General features: G+C 35.6%; 19 protein-coding genes and 2 tRNA genes. 9 read left to right on the top strand and 12 right to left on the bottom strand.

Features of this window, described 5'->3' with window-relative positions; all coding sequences use genetic code 11:
• The first annotated feature begins 47 nt into the window (after positions 1-47).
• A tRNA-Ser gene (locus tag HCN53_RS11095) sits at positions 48-135 on the top strand.
• 280 nt (positions 136-415) lie between these two features.
• On the opposite strand, the gene HCN53_RS11090 is transcribed toward HCN53_RS11095, so the two are convergent.
• The 10 genes from HCN53_RS11090 to HCN53_RS11045 all read right to left on the bottom strand — a co-directional run bounded on the left by HCN53_RS11090 (position 416) and on the right by HCN53_RS11045 (position 9975).
• Positions 416-1258 (bottom strand): universal stress protein, encoded by an 843-nt coding sequence (locus HCN53_RS11090; protein WP_167342986.1) that lies wholly within the window; start codon positions 1256-1258, stop codon positions 416-418.
• Between the two features lie 103 nt (positions 1259-1361).
• Positions 1362-1742 (bottom strand): DUF2237 family protein, encoded by a 381-nt coding sequence (locus tag HCN53_RS11085; protein WP_167342985.1) that lies wholly within the window; start codon positions 1740-1742, stop codon positions 1362-1364.
• Between the two features lie 77 nt (positions 1743-1819).
• Positions 1820-2158: a DUF4286 family protein gene (locus tag HCN53_RS11080; RefSeq protein WP_042276080.1), complete on the bottom strand. Its 339-nt coding sequence runs from the start codon at positions 2156-2158 to the stop codon at positions 1820-1822.
• A gap of 2 nt (positions 2159-2160) precedes the next feature.
• The gene (locus HCN53_RS11075) at positions 2161-3957 is read right to left on the bottom strand and encodes a tetratricopeptide repeat protein (RefSeq protein ID WP_240919354.1); all 1797 of its coding nucleotides are present in this window, start codon (positions 3955-3957) and stop codon (positions 2161-2163) included.
• Positions 3958-3960: 3 nt separating this feature from the next.
• Complete coding sequence (serS, locus tag HCN53_RS11070) at positions 3961-5232, bottom strand: serine--tRNA ligase (RefSeq protein WP_105018237.1); 1272 nt, start codon at positions 5230-5232, stop codon at positions 3961-3963.
• A gap of 62 nt (positions 5233-5294) precedes the next feature.
• Positions 5295-6632: an HTTM domain-containing protein gene (locus HCN53_RS11065; RefSeq protein WP_167342984.1), complete on the bottom strand. Its 1338-nt coding sequence runs from the start codon at positions 6630-6632 to the stop codon at positions 5295-5297.
• Positions 6613-7548 (bottom strand): bifunctional riboflavin kinase/FAD synthetase, encoded by a 936-nt coding sequence (locus HCN53_RS11060; protein WP_167342983.1) that lies wholly within the window; start codon positions 7546-7548, stop codon positions 6613-6615. The genes HCN53_RS11065 and HCN53_RS11060 overlap by 20 nt, the downstream gene beginning before the upstream one ends.
• 101 nt (positions 7549-7649) lie before the next feature.
• Positions 7650-8273 carry an aminoacyl-tRNA hydrolase gene (gene pth / locus HCN53_RS11055; protein WP_042276086.1) on the bottom strand — a complete coding sequence of 208 codons (624 nt, stop codon included), beginning with the start codon at positions 8271-8273 and terminating at the stop codon, positions 7650-7652.
• A gap of 110 nt (positions 8274-8383) precedes the next feature.
• Positions 8384-9013 (bottom strand): 50S ribosomal protein L25/general stress protein Ctc, encoded by a 630-nt coding sequence (locus HCN53_RS11050; RefSeq protein WP_167342982.1) that lies wholly within the window; start codon positions 9011-9013, stop codon positions 8384-8386.
• 20 nt (positions 9014-9033) lie between these two features.
• Positions 9034-9975: a ribose-phosphate pyrophosphokinase gene (locus tag HCN53_RS11045; RefSeq protein ID WP_042277238.1), complete on the bottom strand. Its 942-nt coding sequence runs from the start codon at positions 9973-9975 to the stop codon at positions 9034-9036.
• A 129-nt stretch (positions 9976-10104) separates the two neighbouring features.
• Between HCN53_RS11045 and HCN53_RS11040 the strand changes: the two genes are divergently transcribed.
• From HCN53_RS11040 to HCN53_RS11005, 8 genes are all read left to right on the top strand, one after another.
• Positions 10105-10186: transfer RNA gene (locus HCN53_RS11040), tRNA-Leu, on the top strand.
• A gap of 995 nt (positions 10187-11181) precedes the next feature.
• Entirely contained in the window at positions 11182-11538 is a 357-nt protein-coding gene (locus HCN53_RS11035) for a helix-turn-helix domain-containing protein (RefSeq protein WP_167342981.1), read from the top strand.
• Positions 11539-12019: 481 nt separating this feature from the next.
• Entirely contained in the window at positions 12020-12799 is a 780-nt protein-coding gene (locus HCN53_RS11030; protein ID WP_105018565.1) for a MotA/TolQ/ExbB proton channel family protein, read from the top strand.
• Between the two features lie 26 nt (positions 12800-12825).
• Positions 12826-13299, top strand: coding sequence for a hypothetical protein (locus tag HCN53_RS11025; RefSeq protein ID WP_042276090.1), 474 nt, complete (start codon positions 12826-12828; stop codon positions 13297-13299).
• Between the two features lie 3 nt (positions 13300-13302).
• Positions 13303-13935 carry an ExbD/TolR family protein gene (locus tag HCN53_RS11020; RefSeq protein WP_042276092.1) on the top strand — a complete coding sequence of 211 codons (633 nt, stop codon included), beginning with the start codon at positions 13303-13305 and terminating at the stop codon, positions 13933-13935.
• Positions 13936-13937: 2 nt separating this feature from the next.
• Positions 13938-14423 carry an ExbD/TolR family protein gene (locus HCN53_RS11015; protein WP_042276095.1) on the top strand — a complete coding sequence of 162 codons (486 nt, stop codon included), beginning with the start codon at positions 13938-13940 and terminating at the stop codon, positions 14421-14423.
• A gap of 194 nt (positions 14424-14617) precedes the next feature.
• Positions 14618-15238 (top strand): ExbD/TolR family protein, encoded by a 621-nt coding sequence (locus HCN53_RS11010; RefSeq protein ID WP_105018564.1) that lies wholly within the window; start codon positions 14618-14620, stop codon positions 15236-15238.
• Between the two features lie 136 nt (positions 15239-15374).
• Positions 15375-16097: a porin family protein gene (locus HCN53_RS11005; RefSeq protein WP_167342980.1), complete on the top strand. Its 723-nt coding sequence runs from the start codon at positions 15375-15377 to the stop codon at positions 16095-16097.
• A gap of 6 nt (positions 16098-16103) precedes the next feature.
• On the opposite strand, the gene HCN53_RS11000 is transcribed toward HCN53_RS11005, so the two are convergent.
• Together HCN53_RS11000 and rpoN are read right to left on the bottom strand one after the other, a co-directional pair.
• Positions 16104-16700 carry a hypothetical protein gene (locus tag HCN53_RS11000; RefSeq protein WP_240919353.1) on the bottom strand — a complete coding sequence of 199 codons (597 nt, stop codon included), beginning with the start codon at positions 16698-16700 and terminating at the stop codon, positions 16104-16106.
• Positions 16700-18154 carry an RNA polymerase factor sigma-54 gene (gene rpoN / locus HCN53_RS10995; protein WP_105018231.1) on the bottom strand — a complete coding sequence of 485 codons (1455 nt, stop codon included), beginning with the start codon at positions 18152-18154 and terminating at the stop codon, positions 16700-16702. Before rpoN ends, HCN53_RS11000 begins: the two co-directional genes overlap by 1 nt.
• Positions 18155-18208 lie beyond the last annotated feature (54 nt).

Raw genomic sequence — 18208 nt, 5'->3', positions numbered from 1 at the left:
GTAAACATAAAGTATTACGGTATTTTTGCGATCAGTTTTACAAAAATAGTGAGGTGGCCGAGTGGTCGAAGGCGCACGCCTGGAAAGTGTGTAAACGGCAAAACCGTTTCGAGGGTTCGAATCCCTTCCTCACTGCTAGAACCGTTGTTATCCCTTTGATAGCAACGGTTTTATTTTTTAAAATTAAAATTTTGTCAATCCTTTCCCTTAGAAACCTCTCTTTTTATAAAATCAAGTAGGTATTCCAACATGGTTAAAACAATCAACGGAATACACAATATTAAAGGACCATAAAGCAATTCTAATTCTACATTCCCTAAAATGTTTATTGATAGCGACAACACATTGAAATACGCAAGCAGAGCAAGAACTATGGAAAAAAGCAGAAACTTAAAAACTTTATTTTTTTCGTTCATTACTCAGGTAAAATAAGTAAAGGCACTTGACTTACTTTACCTATTTCCATTACCATATTAGTAGAAAACCAACTTGTAAATAGATTGTGTTTGCGATTTACGATTGCCACCATGCTACTATCCCTGCTCTCTACAAAATGTTTTACAGCTAGATTTACATCGCTACCCGTTAAAACATGAAAACTATGTTTGTTGTTGGATAATGCATCATCTAAAATTTGTTTATTATCTTCTTGAACTGTTTCTAGGCCGCTACTGGTATCAACATGTAAAACACAGATAGCTGCATCTTGAATAGTTGCAAGATCTATTAGGCTTTGCAATCTTAAACTACTATAGGCACTTTTATAATCAGTAGGAAAAACTATTTCTTTAATTTCTTCTACCTCTGAGTCATGTGGAACAGTAAGAATAGTACAATTACCAGCCTCTTTCATGGTCGCTATTGTATTACTACCAAATACACTTTTTTCATAATTAGTTATTCCTTTACTACCCATTACTATCAAAGAGATATTTTCAGTAGATAAGGTTTTTGTAACCGCAGTGGCTACATCATCATGCATTAAGTGTGTTTTATAGGTATGCTTTTCATTAGCACATTCTAATGCAATCTTTTCAAGCATTTTATTAAGTAAAACATCTCCTTTATCCTTTGGAGATTCATAAGTGAATGAAGCATCGTTGCCTTGTTTTAATTCATTGCGGCTATGATATTCAGTATCGTAAGCGTGCAATAAATGAAACATACAAGTTTCATCTTTAAAAAGCGTTGAAACATAAGTGAATGCGTGCCATGAATTTGAAGAAAAATCTGTTGCTACGAGGATATTTTTTGCCATAAAAACGGGTGTTTTCGTATTAAACCTATAGGTATAAATTTAATAAAAAAACAAAGGTGTTTAGCATAAACTACAGCTTTATTTCAAGCTTTATTATACCTGATTAGGCATCGATCGCATAAACTTTCAACGTTTCCAAATTTGTAAATTTCAATGCGTTACTATCAGTTCCTTTTAGAATAATATTAGGGGCACATCCAGCTTTTTCTGCTTCGATCCATCTTAATACACACAAACACCATTTATCACCTGGTTTAAGACCTGGAAATTGATATGCAGGTATGGGTGATGAAAGGTCGTTCCCTTTAGACTTTGTAAACTCTAAAAATTCTTCCGTCATAACAGCACATACCACATGGGTACCTACATCTTGTATCGACGTCCTGCAGTATCCATCACGCCAATAACCTGTAATCGGATTGGTACAACAGGACTCTAAAGCAGTTCCTAGAACGTTTTTGGGTCGCGTGTTATTTTGAGACATAGTTACCAAACATTTGGTTTAAAAATTAGTAAGTCGTAATTATGTCAAATTCCTATTATTATAAAAAGAAGACCCATTTAATTCTGAGACTCTTCCTTGCGGCGCACTGTATATTCATCTACCACTTCAAGCTCTGTACGGAAACTCAGAACCTTATCTGCCCATTTCTCAAGACCGTCTTTTTGCAACGCTTCAGAATGTTTGTCTTTATACTCCTGCAAGGCCTGTGCGCTATAAGCTTTGTATTGAATTGAGTAGGTATGGGAACCGTCTTGCTCCTTGACGAGCACTTTAGTAAACCTAGCTTCCATAAATAGCCCTGTTCCCAGCACTTGTGGTATATGTTCACGCATCCATACTATCCATTGATCGTGAACACTAGAATCTACATTACAGGTTACATTATAAATTACCATAATTAAAAAGCTTTTTCATTAGTATCACCACGCAATCTGCGGTATCGACGTCTAGCATCTGTGAAGTAAATGCTATCTGCGTGTGAGAAAATTATTTGTTCAAAATATTCTTGTGCTTTTGCAGGATCATCAAGTACTTCTTCATATAACTTTCCTAGCTCGTAAAGCGCATCATCACTCAAAATACCATCACCATGATTTTTGATAATCCTAGTGTAATTCTGGATAGCATTTTGGGTATCTCCTTCTACCTGATATAGCATTGCCTGTCTTAACAATGCCTCATCTTCAATGTCGTCGCCTGCATGGTTTTGCAGCACATTATTATAGGCTTCAATAGCTTGCTTTCTTTTGTTTTGATATTGTTTTAATTCCGCTTTCGCGAAAGCGGACAAAGCAACATACGTAGTATCTTGTCCAGAGTGGTCAGAAATCGTTAGGCTCAATTGCATGGCATCATTTGCTATAAGCTTACTGCTAGCGCTACGTAATACTTTTAATTGAGTAAGTGCCCAAGGAAAATCTCCTTTATAAAAACTGGTACGAGCTACTCTATATTGAGATTCCTGAGCCAATAAATCATTGGGCAAATCATTTTGAATTTGACTGTATAAAATAAGGGCTCGATTAAATTGCTCTTGAAGGACAAGGACATCGGCTAGTAACATTTTTACCCTAGCCTTATCAAATTGAGAAAAATTAGCTTTATTGAGATCTGCCAATAAATCAATGGCTAGTGATGCATTGTCATTTTTAAAAGCCAAGAACTGAGCATAATCTAGTTGTAACCTAAAACTGCGTTGATCACGACCATAGAATTCAAGCAGCTGCTCATATTCTTGCTTTATTTGAGAATATTCATCAACTGAAGCTCCATTAGAGCGTAATTTAAGTTTGAGTACCTGAGCATTGTATCTAGTAAAGGGAGATTGAGCATTCTCAATCATAAAGTCCAGTATGTCAAATGCAGCAGGAATATCATTTTCCTCGACTGCGACCTCGGCAAGGTCCTGCAAGTTGTCCATACTTTCTTTATCCCTATTGTAAATTGCCTTTTCTTGAATAAAAGCATTTTTAAAATCCTTTTGCTGCACAAACAACCATGAAAGCAATTGATTGTATAAAACATCTGGATTTGAACGTAATCTTTTAAGAAGTACTTTACGCAATATCGTATTAGTCTCGGACAATGCGTCGTCAGTTATATATTGAGAAAAAAGAGCTTGTGCTCTTGCCCTGTAAGCGACATTTTTTTCAATGAGTTTAATGTTTTCCTCAAACATTTTCTCCATATCACCTAGTTCACCATACAATCTAGCCAACTGAAAACTATAATTTGCTTGTGGCCTAAGCTGGGTTCCTATTTCATAGACTTGTAAAGCCTCATCCAGTTCTGTACGTTTTTCAAACCTACTTGCGATACTGTAAGTAAGCTCTGGCTTTTCTTTTACTAGATCGATTGCTTGTTGATAATAGCTACTAGCTATCGAATCATTTCCTTGCAATACTTGATTATAACCTTTTTCTATTAGTAGGGTTTGTTTGTATGCAAAAGATGTAGATACCTTTTTATCAATTAAAGAATCTACTTTACCGTATTCTTCTAATTGATGATAAGCATCAATTAAAGAAAATACGGTATTGTAGTTCCTATTTTTCTTATCGTTGACTAATTTTTCATATATGCTGGCTGCCTTACTGTACTCGCCTTGGTCCATGTAGTTTTGCGCCAACTGCAAACTTTGGGCCGTTGACCACGTCACTAAAGACAAAAAAAGAAGCGTTACAGCATATTTCATAAATTATTGTATCATATCAAAACCGCAGTAAGGTACAAGAACTTCAGGGATCTTAATACCATCAGCTGTTTGATAGTTCTCCAAAATCCCTGCCATTATTCTAGGTAATGCTAGTGCGCTCCCGTTAAGAGTATGTAACAGTTCTGTTTGTTTTTCACCTGCACGGTATCTTAATTTCAAACGATTTGCTTGAAAGGTTTTAAAATTAGAAACACTACTTACTTCTAACCATTTTTCTTGTGCCGTACTATAAACTTCAAAATCATAAGTAAGTGTTGAAGTAAACCCAAGATCACCACCGCACAATCTAAGAATACGATAAGGCAATTTCAATTCATCAAGAATATTCTTTACGTGGCTTACCATATCATCAAGAGCCTGATCACTTTTATCAGGATGCTCTATTCTTAAAATTTCTACTTTATCAAATTGATGTAAACGATTAAGACCTCGTACATGTGCTCCATAACTTCCTGCTTCCCTTCTAAAACAAGGAGTATAACCAGTCATTGCAATAGGAAGGTCCTTTTCTTCTAATAGATCACCTCTATAAAGATTAGTAATGGGAACCTCGGCAGTAGGAATTAAATACAAATCATCATTACCTACATGGTACATTTGACCTTCTTTATCGGGCAGCTGACCTGTGCCGTATCCGCTTGCCTCATTAACAAGGTGTGGCACTTGCATTTCTTGATAACCTGCTGCTGTATTTTTATCTAGAAAGTAGTTTATTAAAGCTCTTTGAAGTCGCGCTCCTTTATTTTTATAAACAGGGAATCCTGCTCCGGTAATTTTATTACCTAGTTCAAAGTCAATAATATCGTATTTTTTAACTAGTTCCCAGTGCGGTTGAGCTTGTTCATCTAGCACTGGCACGGCACCATGCTCCTCAACAACTTCATTATCCTCGTCTGTAGAACCTGCTGGAACACTTTCTTGAGGCACATTAGGAATGTTGTACAACAACTCTTGTAAGTCATTTTGAGCAGTTTGTAACTGCTCAGCAAGATTCTTTGAAGATTCTTTAAGCTCGCCAGTTTGTGCTTTTAGCTCATTAGCCTCTTGTGCTTTACCAGATTTAAATAATTCTCCTATTTGTTTGGACAACTTATTACTTTGAGAAAGTGTTTCATCTAGTTGAGCTTGCAAACTTCTTCTGCGCTCATCTACTTCGATAGCTTGTTCTAGCATAGGCATGGCATCAATATTACGCTTGGTAAGTGCCTGAGCAAATGCCTCTTTGTTTTCTCTGATTGCTGCAATTTGTAGCATTGAAATAAGTTTTAATTATTTAAGCCGATAAAATTACTGATTCTCCTTGTATTAAACGAGAATCAAGGTCGGTTTGTTGGCGTATCTTGTAAAGGTGACGGCATTAACCAATTTGCGTGTTTAAATTGAGACCATGGTTGTGATGCGATGTCAATAGTATCATTTGTAAACTTTGATCTAGGTCTACCATTTATAGAAACACTTGAAGAGATATAAACAGCTACATCTTCACCTTTATCAGCATACTCTTTTTTAAGTCTTTGAGCCAGTTGCCACATGAAATCAGGCTTCGTATTTGCCGAATTAAATTGTTTTCTAGACAATCTTTCTTTGATATTTACGCGTTCACGCTTACCAGTTTCTTTATTCTCCACATAATAAACAGCTCTTCCAGAACGACTGCGCAACATCATGCGCCAGCTTAATCGATGACCTTCTTCAGTCCATAATACATCATCCTCTATCACCCAATGACGCAATGGAAGAACTAGCATAACAAGCAGAAAACTAATAGTAAACACTTTTATAATACCTGCGTGTTTTGGTACAATCACCTCTCGTGCAGCATAAAAAGTTTTTTTACTTAAAAATCTTTTATGAACGGTTTCAGTGGTAAGAAAAAACAATAAAAATGATAGTGCGAGATAAGGAAAAACACCAATCTTAAAAACTATAGAGTTGAATAAATGGAAGAATACACTTGCTATAATTGCAATCCACCTAGTTCGTTTCCACAATAACAATGGGACAATAATTAAATCGAAAAGTAGCCCGTAGTATAGAATAGCAACATGAGCCCAATCTTGTTGAAGAATCTCATAATCACGTCCACGAGTAGACATCAAAAATTTCTCAAAACTTCCATCCAACCAGTCTGGGTAAAACTTAGCTATACTGGCATAGCTGTAAACGATCCATACAAATCCGATGATTAGAATATAAATCCATCGACTCATGTGAATTTTCAATAACTCTTTGTTCTTCTTAGCATCAATAGATCCAGCTTTATGAGCAGGTAAGAAAACAAGTAACCAATTAAGTAACATAATCAAATAACAATGATTATTGTAACTAGATTTTTGAAGTAAATAAACGTAAGTCCATGTAATCGCATAAAACAGCATTGCCATCCTATACTTGTACCCTAACATAATAAAGATACCTGCTATTCCCATAGCACTGTATAGAACGTACATGCCATATCCTGGCAATGGCTCTAAAAACTCAAAACCTATGAATGTAAATGTAAACTCAGTATCTATAAATAAACGTTTAACAGCACCCAAGGCAATACTTCCAAAAGCCTCGCAAGTAAGAATGAGTCCATAGACCATTCTAAAAACAACAAGAGCAGAATTATCTACTTGGGTAAAAAACCATTTATTTATCGTCTCTCGCATAATCTTGTGTACGCTTTAAATCATCATCCATAGCACTTACGAGTTCCTGCATGGTATCAAACTTCTTTTCATCCCTTAACCGTTTATGAAAAAACAGCTCCATTGAAGTATCATACAAATCACCATCAAAATCTAAATAATAGGTTTCAATGGTACGGTAGTTTCCATTCCCAATGGTAGGGTTAACACCTATGTTAGTCATTCCAAAAAAGTGTTTCCCGTTAATACAACTAGATGTTATATAAACTCCATTTCCTGGAATTAATTTGTACTCTTGGTGAACATGTAGGTTTGCAGTTGGGTAACCAATAGTTCGGCCTATTTGTTTACCAGATCTTACATGACCTTTTAAACTATAAGTTCTATTCAAATAGCGATTTGCTCGTTCTATCTCGCCGCTTTCTAGTGATTGTCTCACTTTAGTACTGCTTACTGCAACCTCTTCTACTTCTTCCTTTGAGATTTCAATTATATCAAAATGGTACTCACTAGCATATTCTTTAAGTTCTTGAATGCTTGCACTACGATTACGACCAAAACGATGATCATAACCTATAACGACAACACTAGCCTTTAATTGATCAACCAGTATTTCCTTAACATATTCCTGTGCGGTAGTTCTTGAAAACTCTATTGAGAAAGGGTGAATGACCATGTTCTCAATTCCTTGATCTTTTACAAGTTCTGTGCGTTCCTCGATACTATTAATTAATTTCAAATCATGGTCTGGTTGCAATACCATTCTAGGATGAGGAAAAAAGGTAAGAAGCACACTCGTCAAATTGTCTGCTTGAGCACGATTAACCACACGTTGTAAAATTTTTTGATGTCCATGATGCACACCATCAAATGTACCTATGGTAACCACACTCTTTTTATCTGAGTTAAATTCGGATATGTTATTATATATTTTCAATTCGCAATTAGTCGATTACTTTATTAAGTCTAGTATACTATTTTTTCAGCTTGATGATTTAAGTTTTGTACGCTTTCGCGAAAGCGTACTAACTCTACTCACTACTTACCATTAAATTCATTCATAGCATTAGACAATCCTGCATGAATAAAAGCCAAAGCAGCATTTGAAGCTTTGTCAATACGTTCTGGTAAAGCTGCTTGTTCTTCCTTATTCCATTCTCCCAACACATAATCAACCTGTCGACCTTTACCAAATTGGGCCGAAATACCGAATCGAAGCCTAGGGTAGTTAGGAGTATTCAACGTAATTTGAACGTCCTTGAGACCGTTATGACCACCATCACTACCTTTTCCCTTCATGCGTATTGTCCCGAACTCCAGATTAAGATCGTCTGTAATAATTAGGATATTCTCTTTTTCTATTTTTTCCTGTTTCATGTAATATTTCACCGCCTTACCACTCAAATTCATAAAGGTATTAGGTTTAAGGAGCACCACTTTCTTTCCTTTATGTGTAGTAGTTGCTACATCGCCTAACTTTAGAGTCTCAAAGGTAACATCTTTCATGGCAGCAAGTTCGTCTAGTATCTTGAAACCTATATTATGTCGTGTTTCTGTATATTTTGAACCTGGATTTCCTAATCCTACAACTAGAAATTTTTTCATATCACTTTCATGAGTTTTTACTTTATCACCTAGTAATTTTTGCAACCATGTAAACATCTTTCAAAGCTATAAAAACGAGACGATCTTTTTGTTATAAGTTTATAAAATGCTGGCACAAAAAAAAGCCTTGAGAACTCTCAAGGCTTGTAATTTAGGTTTAAGAAAATTTATGCATCTTCCTTAACTGCTGCTACATCGCTAGTTTCAGTAGCTGGCACATCTTCATCATCATCATCGTCATCTGCAACAGCATTACGAGATGTTTTAACCATTACTACAACCATTGTATCTGGGTGCATAATTTCATAAGAATCAGAACGCAATTCCTTAACCTGTCTCTTCATACCAATTTTAAGGTCTGAAATTTCTACATTAATGTAGTCAGGTAAGTTTGCAGGTACTGCTTTAACTCTAAGCTTACGGTTAGGGAATTTAAGTACACCACCGTTAAGCACACCACGTGAATTACCGTGTAGTTTCACAGGGATTTCCATAGTCACTGCTTTATCATCAAAGATTTGATAGAAATCAGCATGTAATAATAATTCTCTTACTGGGTGCCATTGTAAATCTTGAGCAATAGCATTGTAAGTACCGTCTTCTCCTAGATCGATCACTACAGTGTGAGCATCTGGAGTATAAACAAGGTTTCTGAACGCATTTTCGTGCGCTGCAAAGTGTACTGGCTCGTCTCCTCCGTAGATGACACAAGGAACCATACCAGCATTACGTAGGGCTTTAGTTGCCTTTTTACCCACGCTTTCTCTTTTAGATCCGTTGATCGTGATTGACTTCATTTATTTAAATTTAAATTAATTTACATTATAAAATTATCGCTGATGGACTCATTTTGTTGCACGCTTTTCATCACAGTCGCAAACAGTCCTGCACAGGATAATACTTTTATTTTAGAACTCTCCTGTCTTAAAGGAATAGAATCGGTTACAATTAACTCTTCTAATTGAGAGTTCTCAATTCTCTCATAGGCTTTACCAGAAAGAATTGCATGAGTACAAATAGCTCTTACACTTTTTGCACCGCGCTCCATCATTACATCAGCAGCTTTAGTTAATGTCCCGGCAGTATCTACCATATCATCAACTAGCACCACATTCTTACCTGTCACGTCTCCAATTAACTCCATGTGAGAAATAACATTGGCCTTTTGACGTTGTTTATAACAAACTACCACATCACTTTCTAGAGTTTTGGCATAAGCATAAGCTCGTTTGGAACCACCCATATCAGGTGAAGCAATAGTAAGATCCTCTAAAGCTAATTCCTTCAAGTGAGGTACAAATAAAGAGCTTGCAAAAAGGTGATCTACTGGTTTTTCAAAGAAGCCTTGAATTTGATCAGCATGTAAATCCATTGTAATGATTCTTGTTGCACCTGCTGTCTCAAGCACTTTAGCAATCATTTTTGCTCCTATTGGAACACGTGGTTTATCTTTTCTATCTTGTCTAGCCCATCCAAAATATGGAATTACCGCTGTGATGTGTCTTGCACTTGCTCTTTTTGCAGCATCTAGCATCAATAACATTTCCATAAGGTTATCGCTACTAGGCTGTGTTGATCCTATGATAAAGATACGACGACCTCTTATAGATTCTTCAAAGCTAGGTTGAAACTCACCATCACTAAAGGTAGAGAAGTTAACCTGACCTAACTCGGCACCATATGCCGTAGCAATTCTTTTGGCAAGGTCCATACTTTGCCTGCAGCCGAATAATTTTGCGTCCTTAAGTGCGTAGCTCATTTCTCTAGTCTTTATAGGATGTTGGTTTTGAGCGTGCAAAAGTACAATTATATATTGAGTTGTCCATATTTATCAATAATAATATCGCTACAATGATTACTTTTATTACTTTTGCGCTCTCTACTTATTGCCTCAGTGGTGGAATTGGTAGACACGTTGGATTCAAAATCCAATGCTTCACGGCGTGCCGGTTCGATTCCGGCCTGAGGTACTTAAAGCGAAAAGCCTTGTATTTACAAGGCTTTGTTTGTTTTGCAGCTCTTTTAGTTGTTCCGTTTTTTTGTAACAAAGGACTACAAAAAGGACTACAAAAACATGAAATTCGAAATTGAAGTTAAAACAGTGAAATACACCGCGTCAGCTCTATATATTCCAAAAACAAACAATAAGCTGAGCCTTAAAAAAAGGCGGTACGTTTGATTTAGATAGGACGGTAAGCTAAATACTTTCAAAAAAGGCATTAACCGCCTTAAAACCAATGCAGAACGCAAACAAGTTGATAAAGGCCTGTGCGCTGCATATTTGGAAATACTGCAGAGCGGTTGGGATCTTGGTTTCAACAATTATAAAAATGATAAAAAGGATTTCTATACACTAGAGCGCGCTATTAAAACCGCTTTAGCAAATAAAAAACTAGACGTTAGAGAAAATAACCTTTATCGATTATGAATATAGGGTAAACAAATTCTAAGAATATTACCGTAACAATTTCCTACTAGGTACCGATGTAAATAATTTTGAAAAAAACAATTTGCAGCTTATCAAGATCATGTTAATAAACAAGGTGCTCGCAATACAACTATCAATAACAACCGTAAAGGTAATTAGTGCAATGTTCTCTAACCTGGCTCAAAATTTAATTATCTAGCAAAATCCTTAACAGGACTTTGCAACTGTAAAAAGTAATCCTAAAAAACACATCGTTTACAGCATCAACAAATACCGAAAATGGCGACAACGGACAAAATTCCTCAACTAATTTTTCAAAACAAATCTTTGCATCATATAATTTACGGTATTCGTAAAACTTGTTATACAATTTAGAATCTCTTATTGTAGCATCTTCTTCGGAAAATGCTCGTTTTTTGAGGTAGTTGTATTATTTGGTTATTGTTTATATTTACAAGTATTTCATTGCAAATCTGTATTTAAAGCCTTAATAAATTCAACTTTTGGTTGATTTTTTGAATTAATATTTTCATTATTTTGTTTATTAACCACAATATCAAGCACTTAGTTAAAACGAAGTTCCGCAATAGGAGCGCGTTTGCTGATGAATTTGGTATTACACCTACTGCAGTTGCTAAATATGAAAAAAATCTTGCGTTACCTAGATTGGATTTAGTGGTTAAAATTGCAGATAGGTTTGAACTATCATTAAGTGAAATTGTACTTAGCGATATAACACTACTCGATAAAAACAAAAAAGCAAATAAATCAACAAAAAAGGAAAGTGAATTGATTGCTGAAAAAGATAGAAGAATTAAAGAATTAACTGAAACTATTGAATATCAACGTAATTTGATAGATAAATTATTACCAGCAAACAGCAGGACCGGATAGAGCCAGTAATCCGCATAGTACATAGAAAAGTGCGCGATTATACATAGTTTTTATAGGATTATTCCTACCAATCGACGACTGTAATAAAACTCGTTGTAGGGTGTTTTTTTTAAACCGTTGGTGGATACTAAAAGGACTACAAATTTTTAAATAAACAACTTAAACCATAAACACAAAAACCTAATTAACAACGTCTTACAACTTGAAAAGACTTGCGCTTAGAATTCAAAATCCAATGCTTCACGGCGTGCCGGTTCGATTCCGGCCTGAGGTACAAAAGCCCATCCTTAAGGTTGGGCTTTTATTTTACAATAAATTTTAGCGTTTAAAGTTGACTATATATTAAGGAACACTAACATAGGTATAAATGTTAAGTTAATGTCATTTTTTACGATTGTTAGTCCTTTGCTTGTATAATCTGTTTGAGATATTATATATTTACCTCCTTAACTTGAAAATTCAAATAAATCAATATCTAAAAATGAAACGATCACTTTCAATTTTACTCGTTGCGGTTATGATGATGCTAGGTATGGCAAACACTTCAACTGCTGCTACAACAACGACTACTAATGCTGCGATTACTACAATTGTTACGCAAAATGCTGACCCTGTAGAAAAGGTAAGCTTTCACCAAGAGCTTAAAAAGCGATTCATAGAAGGTGGTCCTGTGTTTATGGCGATTGTATTACTTTGTCTTATCTTAGGTCTAGCTATCGCTATTGAAAGAATTATTTATCTAAACCTTTCTACAACAAACTCTAAGAAACTAGCTGCAAACGTAGAAGACGCTCTTAAGAGTGGTGGTGTTGAAGCTGCTAAGGAAGTTTGTAGAAACACAAAAGGTCCAGTTGCTTCTATCTACTACCAAGGTTTAGACCGTGTAGATGAAGGTATAGACGCTGCAGAAAAAGCCGTAGTTGCTTATGGTGGTGTACAAATGGGCCAATTAGAAAAAAATGTTTCTTGGGTATCTTTGTTCATCGCACTAGCGCCGATGCTTGGTTTCATGGGTACAGTAATCGGGATGATCAAATCTTTCGATAGTATCGCAGAAGCAGGTGCTATGGAGCCATCACTAGTTGCAACAGGTATTAAAGTTGCACTTCTAACAACTGTATTTGGTCTGATTGTTGCTATTATTCTTCAAATCTTTTACAACTACATCATTGCTAAAATCGATAGTATTGTAAATGACATGGAAGATGCATCAATTACATTGATAGACATCTTGTCTGACTACAAAAACGGTAAACTTTAATAGTAGAATCTTAAAAAACTAAAACCATGGCATTACATAAAGTAATAAAATATCTTGTACTCTTGCTAGGTTTAGTGGCTTTTGGATTCTTTTTCTACACCCTTGCTGTGGGTGATGAGGCTATTGAACTTAATGAGAACGGAGTTCAAAGCTCTACAGTAACACCAATGATGTATCTATCTTATATCATTTTAGGAATAATCATATTATCTGTAGTAGTATTTGTACTTAAAGGACTATTTACAAGTCCAGAAACTCTTAAAAAGAGTTTGATCTCAATAGGTCTACTCGTAGTAGTAGTTCTAATTTCTTATTTTGCATTTGCTGATAATTCAGTAGTAAACGCACAAGGAGAAGCTATCATGTTAGACGACGGCGAGCAGTTAACTGCGAGCACCTCACAATGGATCGGAACATCTTTATATGTATTCTACATACTAGCAATAGTTGCTGTAGGTACTATTGTTTGGTCTGGAGTGAGTAAAGTTTTAAAAAGATAAATTATGGCTAGAAGATCAGCACCAGAAGTGAATGCAGGTTCCATGGCTGATATAGCGTTTTTGCTACTTATCTTCTTCCTAGTTACAACAACTATTGAAGTTGATAGTGGTATCAAACGTAAGTTACCGCCACCTGCGCCAGAAGAGCAAGAAGCTCCACCAATTAAGGAAAAAAATATCTTCCAAGTACTGGTTAATAAAAACGACCAGCTACTAGTAGAAGAGAAACCTATGGAAGTTAAAGATTTAACTAAAGCTGCTATAGAATTCCTAGATAATGGTGGTGGAGACACACCTAGAACTGCTTGTGGATACTGTCAAGGTAAAAAAGATCCAGCATCATCTGATAATCCAGATAAGGCTGTGATTTCACTTGTAAATGATAGACAAGCTAGCTACAGTATGTACATCACCGTAATGGATCAATTAGTAAAGGCTTACACAACACTTAGAAATCGTGAAGCTAATAGACTATATGGTGTATCTTACGAGGAGCTAAAAGCAGAAAAGGATGGTTGGCCAGAAACAGAAAAGGAAGACAATCCTGATTATGAAAAACTGGTTGAGAAAATCGAAAAAGTAGAAGAGTTGTTCCCTGGTAAATTATCAGAAGCAGAACCTCAAAAAGCAGGATAATTATGTCAAAGTTCAAAAAGAAAAAGAGTGGTGATTTACCAGCGATTTCTACGGCTTCGCTGCCAGATATCGTATTTATGCTTTTATTCTTTTTCATGGTTGCTACGGTAATGCGTGAAAACGAATTAAGCGTTGAAAATAATCTTCCACTTGCAGGTGAGGTAGAAAAGTTATCCGACAAAAACAAAGTAGCTTTCATTTACATTGGAAAACCTAACGAAAAAATGCAAAAGCAATTTGGTACTAATGATGTAGTACAACTAGGTGATAAAATCTCAAGTGTTAAACAAGTTCAAGACTACGTTAACACTAAGAGAAATAAAATGAATGAAGACGAAAAGGATGAATTTTTGGTTTCACTTAAAGTAGATAGAAACTCTAAAGTTGGTATTCTTACTGATGTAAAACAAGAACTTAGAGATGCCTATGCACTCAAGGTTAATTACACTTCTAAAGAAGGTAATTCAATGAAAAACATTAAGAAGTAAATTTCACTTTAATACAAGTTAAAAGCCAGTCCTAGGGACTGGCTTTTTTTGTTTTATTGCATTTCATACAATTGCCTGATAATCAGTGGCACGACCTTTGATTTTGGTTACAGGAGTACTTACGAATTACTACTAAGCTTTATCAACTTATTGCTTCGTAATTCTCATTAATGTTAACCTTAAATTTTATCAAAATGGCAAAACGAAATGCACCAGAAGTGAATGCAGGCTCAATGGCAGATATAGCATTCCTGTTACTTATCTTCTTTCTAGTAACAACAACCATTGAAACAGACACCGGAATCTTAAGAAAATTATCTAAGCCTAACGACACACCTGCGGTTAGTATTCCTGAAAGAAACATTTATCAAGTAATAGTAACATCGGACAATCAAATAATGGTAGAAGGATCACCAATGGAGATAGAAGACATCACAACAAGCGCTATTGCCTTTTTAGACAATGGTGGTGGATCTGGAAATAAAACCTGTAATTATTGTCAAGGAGAACGAAATCCAGAATCCTCTGACAATCCAGATAAGGCAGTGATCTCACTGGTAAGTGACCGACAAACCGATTATAAGACCTATTTGACAGTTACTGATCAACTTATCAAAGCATATAACCATTTACGAGACAGAGAGGCTCTAAGACTTTTTAACACGAGTTACAAAGCGTTGAAGCTAGAACGTCAAAATTGGCCACAAAACGATTTAAACTCACCTGAATTTCTCGAATTGAAAAGGAAAATTGAACTGGTTGAAGATCTCTTTCCAGGAAAGCTATCGGAGGCTGAACCTGTAAAAATTGAATAATCTCAAAATCAACAACAATATGGCTAATATGTGACTTTAATATATTGTACAATCCTTGCCTTGTCAAATAATTACAATTTTATAGTCACATATTTTCTTTTACTATTAGTAACTTGCTTACGGCAAAACAAACCTTATGAGAACATACTCGCTTTTACTAATTATCTTTCTTGTTAGTTATATCTCTTTTGGACAGGATACCACTGTTCAAACACAAGAATTTGAGAAAATACCAGAAAGCGTAAATGATTCATTGTATAGAGAAGATCAAATATATGTAGGACTAACTTTTAATCTAATCAACAATGAACCCGATGAGTTTTCTCAAAATGGATTTTCAGGTGGTCTACATTTAGGGTTTATTAGAGACATGCCAATTAATAAAAGAAGAAATATTGCCATAGGTATAGGTTTAGGATACAGCACAAATAGATATAATTCCAACTTATTTATTAATACCGATGAAAGCGGTAAAACAACTTATCAAATTATTGATGACGACATTGATGTGGATCGCAATCGTTTACACACCAATCTAATTGAGATGCCCATACAATTTAGATGGCGCACTTCTACACCTACAGAATATACCTTTTGGCGTATCTACACCGGTGTAAGACTAGGGTATATCTTTCATCACAAATCCGACTTTCAAGGCGATGGAGTTACAAGAGTTTTAAAAGACATTCCAGAACTAGAAAAATTTAGATTTGCTGCAACCTTAAGCATCGGTAATGGAAGTTTTAACGCTTTTGTGATGTATAATCTAAATCCATTATTCAATGAAAACGCACAAATAAATAACGATCCTATCAATCTTCAACCGATAAAATTTGGAATAGAATTTTACATTCTATAATACGTATTAAACCCCAATATAAATTTGAGTAATCAAACCGGTCAAAAAGCCAAATATTATTTCGTGATTAGAATGTGCTTTTAAATATAATCTTGCAGATGCTGTAACCCCAGCTATTATACTTATACCAGCTATTAAATACAACAACGGTAGATTCATTGTGAATAAAAGAACAAACACAAAACCTAGCAATCCACCTATCCCCATCATATGTAAACTTATTTTATACCTCATAAAAGAGAGAACTGCTGCGATAAATGAAGCGACTACAATCCCGATAAAGAAATAATACAATGGTGTATGAAATCCATCTCTAAAGCCGCCACGTGCTACGATCACAATCAATATCGTATAACAAATAAGTGGCCAGGTGCGTTCCTTTGATGTTTTTAAATCTATAGATTGAACTATACCAAGTATCTTTAGTATTACATAAATCAACAACGGGATAATAATGGTAAGCAATCCTATCAAATACAACTTGACATCAATTTGTTGATCATTATCATAGGTATTATAACTAAGAAACCAAAACGACACAACAAAAGGAATCCATAAAGGATTTGTCACGACGCTCCATATCTTAAAAAAGCGTTCTTGCATTAGATCTCTTTACGCAATCTTGCTACGGGAATATCTAGCTGCTCACGATACTTAGCTACCGTTCTTCTGGCTATAGGATAACCTTTATCCTTAAGGATCTCAGCTAGTTTTTGATCCGTAAGAGGTTTTTTCTTATCCTCTTCATTAATCACAGTTTCTAGTATTTTCTTTATTTCCCTAGTAGAAACCTCTTCTCCATCTGTATTAGTCATGGATTCAGAGAAAAATTCCTTGATCAACTTTGTTCCATAAGGTGTATCCACATACTTTGAATTTGCCACACGGCTCACGGTAGAAACATCCATACCAATTTCATCGGCGATGTCCTTTAAAATCATAGGGCGTAAGTTACGTTCATCACCTGTAAGGAAATATTCCTTTTGATAATGCATAATGCTAGACATCGTTACAAACAGTGTTTCTTGTCGTTGCTTTATTGCCTCAATGAACCACTTTGCACTATCCAGCTTTTGTTTAATGAACATAACAGCGTCCTTTTGAGACTTAGTCTTCTCCTTTGCCTCTTTATAACCTTTAAGCATGTTAGAGTAGTCTCTAGACACGTGTAGCTCTGGAGCATTACGACCATTTAGAGTAAGTTCTAACTCGCCGTCTTTAATTCTAATTGTAAAATCTGGAACGACTTGCTCTACGATTTTTGTACTGCCGCCAGCGTATGAGCCTCCTGGTTTTGGGTTTAAATGCTCTATTTCTTCAATAGCATCACGCAGTTCTTCCTCACTTACGTTGTATTTAGAAAGTAATTTTTTATAGTGCTTTTTACTAAAAGCGTCAAAACTGTCTCTAATCAACTTAATTGCAAGCTCAGTATCTGGGGAATTACGCTTTCGCGAAAGCTGAATCAATAAACACTCCTGCAAACTACGGGCTCCTACTCCAGCAGGATCTAGCTGTTGTACGATACGCAACACCTTTTCTACCTCATCCACATCGGTGTAAACGTTCATGGTAAAGGCTAGGTCATCTGCAATATCCTCCAATGATCTGCGTATGTAACCGCTTCCATCGATACTACCTACTAAAAATTGCGCGATACTAGCTTCTTGATCGGATAATCGCCTAGTATTAAGCTGATCAAGAAGGGTTTGAGTAAATGATTTTCCTGCTGCATAAGGAACACTTTTCTCGTCCTCATCCGCACTGTAGTTATTAGATTGGGTACGATATTCTGGTATCTCGTCGTCGCTTAAATATTCATCAACATTGATATCTGCCTCGATGGTTTCATTATCTTGATCAAAATCGTCGTTAGTAAGTGAGTCATACTCATCTTCTGATTTTTCCTTACCACTATCAAGTGCAGGGTTTTCCTCAAGTTCAGATTTAACTCGTTGTTCAAATGCCTGTGTAGGCAGTTGAATCAATTTCATGAGTTGAATTTGCTGCGGAGACAGCTTTTGAGAAAGTTTAAAATTGAGTGTTTGCTTAAGCATTTACAAATATTCTTACATGTAAAAATAAAAAAAGCCTGTGTGATCACAGGCTTA

This window comes from Nonlabens sp. SY33080, from assembly GCF_011784885.1.
GTDB classification, from domain to species: domain Bacteria; phylum Bacteroidota; class Bacteroidia; order Flavobacteriales; family Flavobacteriaceae; genus Nonlabens; species Nonlabens tegetincola.
Note: the sequence above shows the minus strand (reverse complement) of the source record. Positions and strands in the feature narration are given on the sequence as shown.